Source organism: uncultured Campylobacter sp. (genome assembly GCF_938030685.1).
Lineage (GTDB): Bacteria > Campylobacterota > Campylobacteria > Campylobacterales > Campylobacteraceae > Campylobacter_B.
On record NZ_CALHHX010000116.1, the window covers coordinates 1 to 13,463 of the forward strand.

At 46.8% G+C, this 13,463-nt stretch carries 15 protein-coding genes; 1 reads left to right on the plus strand and 14 read right to left on the minus strand.

Translation table 11 applies throughout. From position 1 onward, the window contains the following. Positions 1 to 233: 233 nt before the first annotated feature. The 5 genes from Q0369_RS05360 to msrB form a co-directional block, all read right to left on the minus strand. A complete protein-coding gene (locus Q0369_RS05360) occupies positions 234 to 662 on the minus strand; it encodes a hypothetical protein (RefSeq protein ID WP_298097018.1) in 429 nt (142 codons plus the stop codon). A gap of 168 nt (positions 663 to 830) precedes the next feature. Then, entirely contained in the window at positions 831 to 1,064 is a 234-nt protein-coding gene (locus Q0369_RS05365) for a hypothetical protein (protein ID WP_298097021.1), read from the minus strand. Positions 1,065 to 1,514: 450 nt separating this feature from the next. Further along, positions 1,515 to 1,703, minus strand: coding sequence for a hypothetical protein (locus Q0369_RS05370; RefSeq protein WP_298097024.1), 189 nt, complete (start codon positions 1,701 to 1,703; stop codon positions 1,515 to 1,517). Positions 1,704 to 2,006: 303 nt separating this feature from the next. Further along, positions 2,007 to 2,375, minus strand: a complete 369-nt coding sequence (locus Q0369_RS05375) for a hypothetical protein (RefSeq protein ID WP_298097027.1) — start codon at positions 2,373 to 2,375, stop codon at positions 2,007 to 2,009. Positions 2,376 to 2,819: 444 nt separating this feature from the next. Next, entirely contained in the window at positions 2,820 to 3,884 is a 1,065-nt protein-coding gene (gene msrB, locus Q0369_RS05380) for a peptide-methionine (R)-S-oxide reductase MsrB (protein WP_298097030.1), read from the minus strand. Between the two features lie 457 nt (positions 3,885 to 4,341). Between msrB and Q0369_RS05385 the strand changes: the two genes are divergently transcribed. Continuing rightward, positions 4,342 to 4,503 carry a hypothetical protein gene (locus Q0369_RS05385; protein ID WP_298097033.1) on the plus strand — a complete coding sequence of 54 codons (162 nt, stop codon included), beginning with the start codon at positions 4,342 to 4,344 and terminating at the stop codon, positions 4,501 to 4,503. A 239-nt stretch (positions 4,504 to 4,742) separates the two neighbouring features. On the opposite strand, the gene Q0369_RS05390 is transcribed toward Q0369_RS05385, so the two are convergent. The 9 genes from Q0369_RS05390 to Q0369_RS05430 all read right to left on the minus strand — a co-directional run. Continuing rightward, complete coding sequence (locus tag Q0369_RS05390) at positions 4,743 to 5,042, minus strand: hypothetical protein (protein ID WP_298097036.1); 300 nt, start codon at positions 5,040 to 5,042, stop codon at positions 4,743 to 4,745. 249 nt (positions 5,043 to 5,291) lie between these two features. Then, positions 5,292 to 6,830, minus strand: a complete 1,539-nt coding sequence (purH, locus tag Q0369_RS05395; protein WP_298097039.1) for a bifunctional phosphoribosylaminoimidazolecarboxamide formyltransferase/IMP cyclohydrolase — start codon at positions 6,828 to 6,830, stop codon at positions 5,292 to 5,294. A gap of 16 nt (positions 6,831 to 6,846) precedes the next feature. After that, on the minus strand, positions 6,847 to 7,437 hold the full coding sequence (locus Q0369_RS05400; protein WP_298097041.1) for a hypothetical protein: 591 nt from the start codon (positions 7,435 to 7,437) through the stop codon (positions 6,847 to 6,849). Between the two features lie 480 nt (positions 7,438 to 7,917). Beyond that, positions 7,918 to 8,949, minus strand: coding sequence for a hypothetical protein (locus Q0369_RS05405; protein ID WP_298061627.1), 1,032 nt, complete (start codon positions 8,947 to 8,949; stop codon positions 7,918 to 7,920). Positions 8,950 to 8,975: 26 nt separating this feature from the next. Further along, positions 8,976 to 9,599: a hypothetical protein gene (locus Q0369_RS05410; protein ID WP_298097046.1), complete on the minus strand. Its 624-nt coding sequence runs from the start codon at positions 9,597 to 9,599 to the stop codon at positions 8,976 to 8,978. 14 nt (positions 9,600 to 9,613) lie between these two features. Continuing rightward, positions 9,614 to 10,231 (minus strand): hypothetical protein, encoded by a 618-nt coding sequence (locus tag Q0369_RS05415; RefSeq protein WP_298097048.1) that lies wholly within the window; start codon positions 10,229 to 10,231, stop codon positions 9,614 to 9,616. Between the two features lie 16 nt (positions 10,232 to 10,247). Continuing rightward, positions 10,248 to 10,889, minus strand: a complete 642-nt coding sequence (locus tag Q0369_RS05420; protein ID WP_298097051.1) for a hypothetical protein — start codon at positions 10,887 to 10,889, stop codon at positions 10,248 to 10,250. A gap of 115 nt (positions 10,890 to 11,004) precedes the next feature. Continuing rightward, entirely contained in the window at positions 11,005 to 11,994 is a 990-nt protein-coding gene (locus Q0369_RS05425; RefSeq protein ID WP_298097053.1) for a molecular chaperone DjiA, read from the minus strand. 3 nt (positions 11,995 to 11,997) lie between these two features. Beyond that, positions 11,998 to 13,463: AIR synthase-related protein (locus Q0369_RS05430; protein WP_298097055.1), on the minus strand; the 1,466-nt coding region annotated here is incomplete at its 5' end.

Sequence of the window (13,463 nt, forward strand, 5' to 3'; positions counted from 1 at the left end):
CTTTTAATTCTTCATAGGCTGCCTCACTATCAAGCAAAACAAAAGCAATTTGTGCACGATGCCCAAATGCTTTTCCCGCACTCAATATCTTATATTTCTCAATCTCGTTCATAGCTCCTCCAAAATTTCTGTTTTTCCTTATATTTAGCAATCTTTTTTCAACAATTCCTATCCAAGTTTTCTGAGATGGATTTGCTCTTATTTCCCTTGCATTTCCTTTTTATTGAAGAAAATTATTTTCTTGATTTGTAGAACTCCTTATACTTTGGATTGTCATACTGAAAATATCGGTAACCTACACCTTTTTGTTTTAGCAGATTTTCCCATAATTCAAATGCTTCATCTAAGTTTCCAAGTTCAAATTCATACTTCGCCTTCATGTGTTCTAGCTCAGAATCAAATAAGTGCAACTCGTCATTGTTTTCTGTCATTCTATCCAACCAAGATTTTGCCTTTACCATATTGCTGTTTTCTATTGCATATTTAAAAAAGCTTTTTGCATAATTATATCCTTGATTCCATTTTGCTCCCGACGCCGGAAAAGCTTGCCAACCTCGTTCTGCAAGAGCAAATCCTTCCTCAATCTTGTTTTCTCCCATTTTGGTTACAGCATCCTTACCATAAGCAATAACCTCTGCATATCTTTCTTCATCCAACAACATTGTATATCCCTCCTTGAATTTTCAACATAATCTTTCTATACTGTTCCCGATCTGCTGTATTGCATATTCAAAATAAACACAACAGCTGATTTTAATATGTATCTAGTATTTCTAACACATATAGCCTATTGAAGTTTGTATTATTTGAGACAGTGAACTATTCACATATTATTCAATTAAAGAAAAAATCTCCATTATATTTAATAGCGCATTAACCTTATCAATTTCATCATTTAATAAGTCGTCATACTTAATTTCAAGCTCCTCTTGTCTTTCAGAAATCCATTCCAAATGTTCTTTTGATAAAATATAATCTTGGTTTATGAAATAATATTCTCCCAAAAAACAATAAGCTTGCGTAATCGAAATCAAATCATCCCCTATCTCTATTGCTTTAATCATGCTGCCAACTGCTTTTTCTATCTCGCCTTTTGAAATCTGTAGCGAGGCTTTTTTACATAAAGTTCAGCATTCATTTGTTATCTCCTGTAACTGTGTTTCTTATAAATTATTATCCAGAATTATATTCCTATCTATCTGATGATTTATCCGTTATCTGTCTACCCCTCCACATTTTTTGTAACGTGTCTAGCTTTACACAAAATAAATATCCGAGTAAATAGTCCGATATCACACCCAAATCAAAAGAGAATTTCCTATTTATTACTCTCAGAAATATCGCTGTATTTTTGATAAACCGTGCATTTTCAAAATATTCTTCTAAAATTCCCCCATCCTAGCGCCATGTAATTTTATGTATTTTTAATATTTTAATTAAACTGAAGGTATCATTATTCTTTATAAGGTTTCTTACTCAACTTCTTCAAAATATGTTTCCAACTGATGATATATCTACATATCTTTGTCCGAGCTATCACATAAAACCGCAAACTCCTTCCACTTCTCCGCATTGATAAAAACAAAATTATGTTTACCAAAATAAATCTGATACCCTATATCTACTAATGACCAAAGTTCTCCCTTTTTAAAACTAAAAATATCTTTTTTAACAAGATAAGTTTTCCCTACTTTCATTTTCACAATAGCCCTTCCCCTTAAAATACTAAACTATCTTTTACACATTTAAAATAAATAACTTCAATGTGAGTTAATATTCTCCTAGCTAAGCATTAATTTATCTATCTTATTTTCTTATAATTATATCATTTTTATTATAATTTGTCAGTTACGCCCAAAATGAGTTTAGTCCCGTAACTACAAATTTTCTTTATTTTTTATGGGAAAATATTCTTTATTTGACCTTAGTCCCATATCTATAAAGAAAAAACAGCAAACCTTTGTGATTTACTGTTTCTAAAATTGTTATATTCAGTTAGACAAACTTTAATTTAAGTTATTAACCCATTTTTCAACAAAATCATTTTGTTGCTTTGTATTCGGAAAATAGTTAACTTCAGCGTAATCCCATATACAAACAATATTTTTCAACTCCGCCTTTTTTCCTAGTTCAACAAGATATACTTTGTCTGTTGCAGACATCATATTAGATTGAACAGCGTTGAGTAGTGAGCCGTTACACTTAATGCCATAACCCAATAATAAAATTTCATCTCTAAATTTACAGCTTGCAAAATTTATGCCGTGATTTCTTTCTCTTGGGGCGAGAAGGGCCCCAATTGCGAGGTCATACTTCTCGCAGGACGCCGCCTCCGCAGCACCGCATTGCTCTGCTCGCCCGCAAACCCTGCCCAACCCCCTACAACGCCATATGGACGAGCTGCGTTCGCATTAAATTCTTTCTATTACAGCTACGCCGCATGAAATTCTTTAGAGGTAAATTTATCGTATTTGGAATTTTAAAATTCTATCCGTAACCGCCAAGCCAATTTATCCGCCGAGAAATCATCAAAGCCGCAAAGCCGATCGTCAAGCTTCCGCTCGACCGCAAACTAAACTATCCGCCGGCCAAACCGATCGGCAACCGACTAGTCGTCAAATAAACCGACCAGCCGCCGAATTTATCGATAGCAGAGCCGTATAAAACCGACCGACCGCCAAAAGCAGTAGCCGCAGACTAAAGAAGCGCGCGCCCGAGTTACAAAATGACCTACTGCCGAAGCAATATACCGACAACCGATCGGCAGCCGAGCCGTAAAAACTAACCGACCGACCGCCGAGCCAAAGCCCTAGCCCGCGTTACTGTACGTAAATTTTATAATCCCCGTAGCCTAGCGCGTCCATCTCCTCAAGCGGGATAAATTTCAAACTCGCGCCGTTGATGCAGTATCTCATACCGCCCTTCTCTCTCGGTCCGTCATCAAAGACGTGCCCTAAATGGCTGCCTCCTACGCGGCTGGAGACCTCGACGCGCTGCATGCCGTGGCTGTCATCTTGCGCATAGGCGATCGCATCGGTCGTTATCGGCTTTGAAAAGCTCGGCCAGCCGCAGCCTGCATCAAATTTATCGGTGGATGAAAAAAGCGGCTTTTTGGACACGATGTCGATGTAGATGCCCTTTTTATAATTCTTGTCGTATTCGCTCGAAAACGGCCGCTCGGTCGCCTTTTCCTGCGTGACTTGATACTGAAGTTCGGTTAAATTTTTCTTCAGCTCCTCCTTGCTTTGCACTTTAAATTTCTCATCGTCCTCAAGCGGCTTTTTGGCTAGGCGCAGATCGATGTGGCAGTATCCGCCGGGGTTTTTGCCGAGGTAGTCCTGATGATACTCCTCGGCGCGGACGAAATTCTTTAGCGGCGCCACTTCTACGGCGATCTTTTCTTTAAATTTCGCCTGCTGCGCGGCTATGAAAAAGCGCGCGAGCTCGCCGCTCGCCTCATCGACGTAATATATGCCCGTGCGGTATTGGCGACCGCGGTCGTTACCCTGCTTGTCGATCGAGAACGGATCAATGATGCGGAAATAATGCGCCAAAATTTCAGGCTCGCTGATGACGTTGGCGTCAAATTTAAGCATTAGCGTCTCGGCGTGATCGCTGCTATGCAGCCCTTCGTAGCTTGCCTGATCGCTCTTGCCGTTGGCGTAGCCTACCTGCGTCGCGACTACGCCGTCAAGCTGCTTGAAATACGCCTCCATACCCCAAAAGCAGCCGCCTGCCAGATAAATTTCTTTCACGTTTGCGTTCATGCCGCCCCCTTTAACTTTAAAATTTGCGTCCGCCGCGCTGCCGCCTGCGGCATTTAGCGCGACTAAATAACCCGCCGCCAAAGCAAAGAGGCAGATTAAGGCTTTGAAAATTTTCATTTTGATCCTTTCGTTTTGAATTTTGCGCAATTTTACAATCTCTAAATGAAGCGAGAGTGAAAGAGAGAAATTTTATCGCTTACGGCGGATCAGTACCCAAATTTTACCGCCGCGGGATCGGGGCTCTCGGCTCGCCGTCGCCGCAGAATTAGAATTTTATCGCTGCGGTGAGGCGGGATCAAAAATTTTATCTTACCGCGGCGGCGCAAGATCAAAATTTTATCTTATCCTCGCAGCACGCTGCAACATCGGAATTTTACCTCCTCGCAAGCGGTTAAAATTCTATGCTATAACGAGGGCTGAAATTTTACCGCCGCCGCCAAGATTAAAATTTTACCGCTTCAGCGGGGGGGGCTGGATTTCGCTAGCGCGGCAAGCGGTTGGATTTGATCGCCGCGGCAAGAATTAAAATTTCGCTACTGCTGCAGGGTTAGAATTTCATCGCCCCTGCGCTACGATGAAATTTGTCCCTTTTACGAGCAAGATCCTTGCGCCGTCCATTCGCCTGCGCTACGGCTCGCGTGAAATTTATCTATTCGTCGCGGCTTACGTGGGGGTTTTAGAGATTTTGATACGCCCTATTGCGGCGCAAAATTTTATTGTCGCGCCTCGCGGCTAGATTTTGCTACCGTCATGGGGATCAAAATTTTACCGCCGCGCAACCGTGGTTTGAGCCTGATTTAGCGCCTTTGCGAGTTTTACGACGCGGCCGAATTCTACCGCAGGCGCCGTTTTGCGAGGGCACGGACTGCTCGCGAGACGGAAGCTTTGCGCTGCACCCGCTACTCTACTACGTGATTAAATTTTATCTACGAGCCGCTTAGGCTGAGGCACGGCGTCCATCCGCTTGTCGCGCGATTAAAATTTATCTACGAGCGCGCCGATCGCGACGAGGCGCCGCCTTAAAAATTTATACTCCGCTCCGTATCTACTGCGAAACGGCGCCGAAATTTCAACGCAAAATGGGCGCCATGAAATTTTCGCGCCGCGAGATAAAATTTGTGCGCCGTTATACGACGACGAGGCGCGAACCCATCCGCTGCGCGCGCGATTAAATTTAAAATTTACGCGCTGCGGCCGCAAGATAAAATTTTCGCGACCATTCAGGAGCGGCGAGTGATCAAATTTAGATTGCGCCGCACTGATACGTAGCGTCATATCGCGTAGCTAAACCCGCGCCATGCAGTAGTATAACGAAGTGCGAACAGTCGGATCCGCGCCGCGTTGGTGCGTACCAAAGCACCATGCATTAGATCCGCACCGCGCCCGTTACAAAACGATATATCGCACAGCTAAATCGGCGCCGCATAGCTGTATGGCAAAGCGCAAGTAGTCCGATCAGCATCACGCTCGCCGCGTAGCGGAGCGCAGCCATTTACATCGCGCACGCTTTGTAGTGAGCAAAATTTAATGCAAAAAGTGGCGCACTCCCGTAAAATACATCGCCATGCCAAACTCGTCGGCGCTTGCGATCACCTCATCGTCGCGAATGCTGCCGCCAGGTTGCACCACCGCCGCGACGCCCGCAGCATGGGCGATCTCGATGCTGTCTTTAAACGGGAAAAACGCCTCGCTGGCAAGCGCGCAGCCACTCAGATCGACGCCCACGTCGCGAGCCTTTGCCACTGCCGCACGCGCAGCGTCCACGCGGCTCGTCATACCCATGCCGATCGCGACCATCGCGCGATTTTTGACGTAAACCACGCAGTTGCTCTTCGTAAGCGCGGCGATCTGCCACGCGATTTTTAGATCATCAAGCTCGCTCTGGCTCGCCGCGCGCTTAGTGACGCAGCGGGCGTTTGCGACCTCGCCCGCGCCCACGTAGTCGCGCTGCTGATATACGAAGCCGCCGTCAATGAATTTAAAATCATACTTGTCGTTTTCGCGAATCAAAAACTCCCCGCCCTGCTCGAAAATTTTAATGCGCTTTTTCTTTTCAAATACCGCAAGCGCCGCGGGCGTGACGCGAGCGGCAAGGATAACTTCGACAAAAATTTCATTGATCTTATTTGCCAGCTCCTCGTCCAAAACGCCGTTTATCGCTACGACGCCGCCGTATGCACTTACAGGGTCGCATTTTAGCGCCTCTACGTAGCTTTCAAGCAAGCTCCCCTTTACGGCAAAACCGCATGGATTGGCGTGCTTGCAGATCGCCACCGCAGGCGCCTCCCCGAAGCTGCTAGCGAGCATCAGCGCGCCGTGCATATCGGTCATATTGTTAAAGCTCGCCTCGCCCTTTAGGCTCTTAAAGTGCTTGCTAAAAAAGTCCTCGAACTCGTACAGCGCGCCCTTTTGGTGCGGATTTTCGCCGTAGCGAGTATCAAAAACTTTGCTACCCGTGATAAATTTTTTCGCGCCGAAGCCGCCGTTAAAGCGCTCGTTCATATAGTTCGCGATCATCGCGTCGTAGGCTGCGGTGTGCTCATAAGCTTTTATCATTAAATTTTGCCTAAATTTCAGCTTCTCGCTCTCGTCAGGGCTCGCTAAATTTTGCAAAACCGCGTCGTAATCAAGCGGGCTCGTGACGACATAGACGCTTGCGAAATTCTTAGCCGCGCTTCGAACCATCGCGGGACCGCCGATGTCGATATTTTCGATAATCTCTGAAAAATCGTCGGTGCGAGCTACGGTCGCTTTAAAAGGATATAAATTTACGCACACGAGATCGATGCCGCCGATGCCGCGCTGCGCGGCTTGGCTTACGTGATTTGCGTCGTTTCGCTTATACAAAATTCCGCCGTGGATCTTTGGATGCAGGGTCTTAACTCGCCCCTCAAACATCTCGGGCGAGCCCGAGTACTCGCTAACCTCGAGCGCCGCGACGCCGTTTTCGCGCAGTAGCTTGTGCGTACCGCCCGTGCTTAAAATTTCAAATCCGAACCTCTGCAGCCCTTTGGCAAACTCTACGACGCCCTCTTTATCGCTTACGCTGATTAACGCTCTCATCTTTTCTCCTTTTAATTTATTCGCATAGTTTTTTAAAAATCAGCTCGCGCATGTCGTTTGCGTTAAGCTGAAAATACAAAATCGCCTCACGGCGAGCCTTTTGATACTCGCGCCTCGTCTTTTCATCTGCTGCGCCGAGCTTTGCGCCGTTAAATTTCGCCATACGCGCCGAACTCAGCTCTTTTAGCCTCTCGCTGCCCGCAGAGATACCACCGCTATAATTAAACCACTCTTTGCTTTGAAAAATATTAAATAAAATTTTAAAATCTACGAAATTTCCCTTATTGTACTCGGCGCAGACCCCCTTTTTGTGGCTTATGGCGTAGATCGCGCCGTATCTGTACTCGAAAAAATATAGTTTTATGAGCTTTGCATTTTTGTCTAAATTTGCGTCGCTACCGCCTAAAATCGCAAGCTTCGCATCGCCTCGCGTTTCGTAAGGGCCTAAAATCGCGCCGTTTTCGTAGAGATTGCCGCCGTAAAAAGCGTATTTCGTATCTCCAAGCTCGTCCGAAAGAACGTATATTTTATCGGTTTCGGGCGAGTTTTTGCCCGCGCAGCCGAGCAGCGACAGAGCCAAAAACAGAGACGAGATAAAAAATTTCATCGCAAAAACCCTTTAAATTCTAAAATTTTGCCAAATTTATGAAGCGGAAATCGGCAAAGCGAAATTTGCTAAATTTACCGCATTTACCGCGCGCAAATTTTAATTTTGCTTCTCAAATGTCGCTGCCTTGCTCGCGCGGACGCAAATTTTAAAATTCTGCGCCGCTTGCAAAAGCTAAATTTAAAAGCCGAGCGCAAAACGTAAATTTAAACCGCAGCGCAAATTTAGCCGCAAGGGCCTGCGTGAACCGGCTAAATTTAAAATTCGCGGCGCAGCTTTTATCGCCAAGCTAGGTTGGCGCCTCCTCTTGCCGCTTTTTAAAATTTTAAATTTACCTGCACATCCTGTTTTCCAGCTCGTCCATAAGCGCGGCTACGTCGTCATGAATCGCACCTTGCGCTGCTGCTCGCTTAAATTTTACATGCCGCTTTAAATTTTTACAAGCCGCAAATTTAAAGCGACGCGAAATCCAAAACCGCACTAAATATAATAGATGCTGTTTTTGATATTTTTGCCGTCGATCTCGTTTTTGCGCCACGAGCTCTCGTCGTTTAGCACGATCCAGCGCTTCTCCTCCTCACGGTAAAACCAATCCTTGTCGATCTGATAGTAGATCTGGCATCCCGAAATTTCGATGATGTTGGCGATGTTGTTGTCGTGGTAGTTGTTCTCATCAAAGTCGGTGAAGGTGCGCTGCCCCATCTCGGCGTAGAGCTCGTTTAAAATTTGAAGCATCTCGCTTAGGCGCGTATCCATCTTCTCGACCTGAAGCCCAAGCTCGTTAGCCTCTCTGAATAAGATCGGATAGTCGTGCGACGGATAGCCGCTGTTTAGCTTGTCGCTGATAAAGGCGATCTTTTGCTCATCTTCGAAGTGGTAGCGCAGAATTTCGCGGCAAATTTTAAGCGACAGGCTGCTTGCGCGATCGACGGCGCCGAAAACGAGCGGATGGATATATTTGTAAAGCTCCTTGTACGGGTTCTCGTCGTTCGGGCGCTCGTTATTTTTCCAAAGCTTCACCACGCGGCTTAGCTCGTCCATCGAGACGTTCGCTTGGTCGTTGGTGTTCGTAACCGGCGAAAGCTCGTGTCGCAGCGAAGTATCGACCGACGTGAGATAGCCTAGCGGCCCCATTAAAATTTTATTCGCCCCAAGCGCCATCATCGTAGCCGCCGAAGCGCAGTTTGCCGGCACTAGCGCGATCAGCTCGTCGCAGTGGTTGCGTAGGATCGAGACGATCTTAAGCGAGGCGATGCCGCTGCCGCCGTCGCTTTTGATGTAAAGGTAGAGCTTTTCGAAATGCTTGCCCTTGAGGTGGTCGTTGATACTGATCGCGTCGTTGCCGCAGACGCTGCCCGCGCCCGAGTTAAAATAGGTAAGCAGCGGCGCGCCCAGATATTTCTCGATATTCGTGATCACCTCTTGCGTTTGCTTCATCAAGATCGGCGGTTGCTTCGCCGCCTTTTTGGCGCCCTGCCTATGCGGCTCTTCGTCTTTGGATAAAAATCCCATGTTTTTCCTTTCGTGTTGGTTTGGTTTTAAAATTTTAACTTACAAATATCGCGCAATTTGTCTTGGTGCCACTCGATGCTCTCTTTAACCGTATTGCCTAGAGCCGTATGCGGGCTTTGCAAAAACGCCCTACTATTTTTTAGTCTTGAGCCCACGTATTCATAGCGTGAGATCACGTTTGCGCTGGAGCTTTGCGACACCGAAGCCGAAAACGAGTATGAATAAAGCGGCGCGGAGGAAGCGTAGCCGCTAAAGTGCTCTTTCAGACTTACGAATTTGCCCTCCGCAAAGGTCTTGCAAACGCCGCCGCTCGCGGAATACTCGGCGATTCGCAGCTCTTTATTGGGCGCAAAAACGTAGATCGTAAATTTATTTAGACCTCGTTGCGAAATTTGATCCTTAGCCACGCCGACTCCTCTTTCGTCCGTAAATAGATAGAGATTGGAGCCCTCCTCTTCATATCTTCCTAAGATCGCGTCATCTTTAAAAAGCACGCCGCCTGAAATTTTATACTCGGTGGCGGTCTGCCCGTCATAGCTCATCATCACGGAATTTTCCGGATGCAACTCGGCTTGCGAATATTTTACCTTCATACAGCCTGCGAGCAGCACGACCGCCGTAAACAGCGCTAAAATTTTAATTTTATCCATAACTCCCTCGAAGTTTATCTGCAAAAATCGTCTAGTTTCCTAGTCTTCATAGCCTTTGCATATCCGCGAAGATATACGCTCGTAACGCTAATTTTTACGGCACGATCCATTTTCTTATCTTGGATTAATTTGCTTATATCCGAAGTTTTATATACACCTAATTCCTTTGAAGCTCCATTTTGTATGATGCCCTCGTCGTCGCTTTTTGAAATTTTACCATCCGCGTAAAGCCAATCGCCATCTTTAAAAGTATTTGAAATAAAGTCAAAATTCACGTATCGGCCTGCGTTATAGACGCTGCAAATTCCATCCTTGTGCCAAACGCTAAATATCATTGCTCCCCCATCGTCAAAATGATAAAATTTCATCCGTTTAGCATTTAGAGCGGATCTGTAGTTATTGCCGTAAGACCTACCCGCCCCATCGACGGCAATCGTTCTTATGTTATTTCTATATATCGAATACGCGCCTAAATTTCTGCCGTTTTCATACAGATCCTCACCCGCAAATTTATAGATCACGGTTTTGTTGCCGTCGTAAAATTTAAACTCCTTGTCGCTCTTAGCCGGGCGCAATATCCCGCATCCTCCAAGTAGTGCCGCCAAAACGGCAAAAATTATAAAATTTTTCATTTATCGCTCCTTAAATTTAATCCAACCTTTTAGATTTTTCTCTACAAAGCAGACCAAGAAGCGTAGCACCGCTAAGTACGACGGATGCTTGCACATGATCTGCTACTGTCGAATTTAGTTTTTCTAAAATTTTTTTATCCACATAAGATAGCTTTTCATTAGCGAAATCATACCTGGATGAAATTTTTCCCATTCCTTTTCTTGACATCAAAACATCATAACTATATGCCACGATCGGCTCACCTCGTGAATACATAGTAATATACTCCTTTATATGTACATATTTTCCTGCGGACAATGCTTTACAAACGCCGTCATTATGGCTATAAGAGATCACTTTAATAAATTCGTTCGGAACAAATATTATCTCCGTAATTTTTTTAGAATTATGTTCCTTTATCGCGCTAGGATCTATATAACCATTTCCCATTTCATCAGTATAAATGTGCGTACTAAGTCCCGGTACCGTAAGATATTTGCCTAACGCTTTGCCATTTTTATAGAGTTTTCCGTTATGGGCTCGGTATCTGGTGGAAATATTTTTGTCAAAGCTTAACATTACGATATCTTCTGAGTCGGCAATTCCGTTTTGATCTTTTTTGCCCGCGCATCCTCCAAGTAGTGCCGCCAAAACGGCAAAAACTATAAAATTTCTCATTTATCACTCCTTAAATTATAATCTTTCGCCGCACCTTGCACTTTACCGCCGTCTCGCTATCCTATTTTAAAATTTCAAGACGCTCTGCGCCCTCAAATTTTAAAATTTGCTCGCCCTACTTCTCGCCGAAGCGCTCCTTTAAAATTTTATACGCCTCGTTAATCTCCTGAAGCCTCTTCGTGCCCTCCTGGATGATCTCCTCGTCCGCGCCCTTGCCCATCAGGATGTCGGGGTGGTATTTTTTAACGAGCTCGCGATATTTTTTCTTGATCTCGCTAAACGTAGCGTCCTTAGAAAGCCCCAAAATTTCATACGGATCCCTTTTGCTTTTGACCGATCCGTAGCCTTGCGAGCCACCCGAATACCCGCCGTCATATCCGCCAGAATATCCGCCGTATGAACCGCCTGAACTTTGCGAGCCTCCGTAGCCCGAACCCGTCGTGCCGCTATATCCGTATCCCGTGCCACCGCCGTAATTGCTGCTTCCGTAGCCGCCAGTGCTTCTGCCGCCGTATTTGTCCCAATACCCGCCGCTTCTTGTGCTATAGCCGTCGTATTCGTCGTAAGCCGTATCGCTTTGCGCGCCACTGTTTTCGTAATATGTGCCGTAAAAGCTGCGCTCAAAGGTTGCAAAAATCTGGCTTTGGATATGCTCGGGCAGTCCCAGTCCGTCGCAAATTTGCGAGATCGTGCGCCGCTCCGCCGCGCTAAAACCGCGATCGACGTAGGCTAAATTTAAAAAGAAATAGATTAGCCCCGTTTTGCGGCTCGGGCTCGGGCGGTAAGTTTGGTTATATTTCTCGGCGAGCTCGCGCACGTTTGCGAGGCTTTCTTTCTCGAGCTTATAAACGAGTTTTAGCGCCTCTCGCTCGCGCTCGCCGGCGCCCATTTGGCGCACCAAATCGTCTAAAATTTCGCTTATCATCGCGGCTTCGGACTCGCTTACGTGCCCGTCGCTTTTGGCGACCTTGGCTAGAAGCGCTACTAAAATTTTAGCCTCTCCTAGTTGCATTCGCGCCTTGCCGCGATAGCAGGAGTTGCCGAAAGCCACGCCGATCTGCGCGAAAATATATAGCGCGATTAAAAGAAATATGATGCTAAGCACGCGCTAGTCTTCGCTCTTTACGATCTTAGCAAACTCGCCGAAGTAAATTTCTTTTAGCGCCTTTAGATTTTTACGGACGGAATTTATGCGAAACACTTCGCCGCCGCTGATGCCTAGTCGCATTAAGCTTAGCCCGTATTTTGCGGCCAGCTCTTTAAATTTCGCCTCGTCGCGCACGCCGAAAATCGCGCGCGAAAAGCTCTCGTCGAAAATATCTCTGCTATCATCGCAGCTCATCTCAAACTCGCCGCCAATGCCGCCCACGCACGCCATCTTCGCAAGCGTGATCGCCACGCCGCCGATTCCTACTGAGTTTGCAAATTCCAAAACCCCACTCCTGCCCGCCTCGATCGCGAAGTCCCACAGAGCGCGCTCTGCTTTTAAATTTAACTCCGGCAGGCTGCCTGCGACGCGGTTTTCCACCGTTTTCATATAAAGCGAGCCCGCAAAAACGCCCTTCGTATCGCCTACCAGATAGACGCTCACGCCGCTAGCGCAAAAATCGCTAGGGATGATCTCGCCCTCATTCGTTCCCACGCATACGATCGCGGGAGTAGGCTGTATGCTAACGCCGCCCGTTTCGTTATAAAGGCTTACGTTGCCGCTGATGACCGGAGTATTTAGTGCGGCGCAAGCCTGCTTGATCCCCTCGCAGCCCTGCGCGAACTGCCACATGACCTCGGGATTTTGCGGATTGCCGTAGTTTAGGCAGTCGGTGATGGCTAGAGGCGTCGCGCCGCTCATAGCGACCTTTCGCCCCGCCGACGCTACCGCGAGCGCCGCGCCTATGCGAGGATGGACGTAATTCATCCGCGTGTTGCAGTCCGCAGCCATCGCGAGCTTTACGCCGTTTTGCTTAACTCGCATCACCGCAGCGCCCAGCATGCCGGGACGCTTGGCGGAGTTTAGCCCTACGCTGGCGTCGTATTGATCGTAAATGTAGGATTTATTTAGCACTTCGGGGTCCCCAAAAATTTTATCAAACGCCGCGTCCAGCTCGCGCTCGCTTGCGCCACAGCCGCATAAATTTTGTTGCGCGATCTGTGCCATATATGCAGGCTTTTTTATCGGGCGATCCAGCACGGGTGCGGCTTCGCTAAGAGGCTCGATCGGGATAACGCCCGCTAGCTCGCCGTGCCAAAAAAGCTCCATCTTGCCGCTATCCGTTACCTCGCCGATTACAGCGGCATCCAGATCCCATTTGGCAAAAATTTCTTTGATTTTCTCCTCGCAGCCCTTTTTGGCGCAGATCAGCATGCGCTCTTGACTCTCGCTTAGCATCAGCTCATACGGACTCATCCCTGCCTCGCGCATCGGCACCTTATCTAAGCTTAACCTCATGCCGCTGCCGCTGCGCCCCGCCATCTCAAAGCTACTCGAAGTAAGCCCCGCCGCACCCATATCCTGGATACCCACGACGTAGTCGGTTTTAAAAAGCTCCAAGCACGCCTCCATCAGCAGCTTTTCAG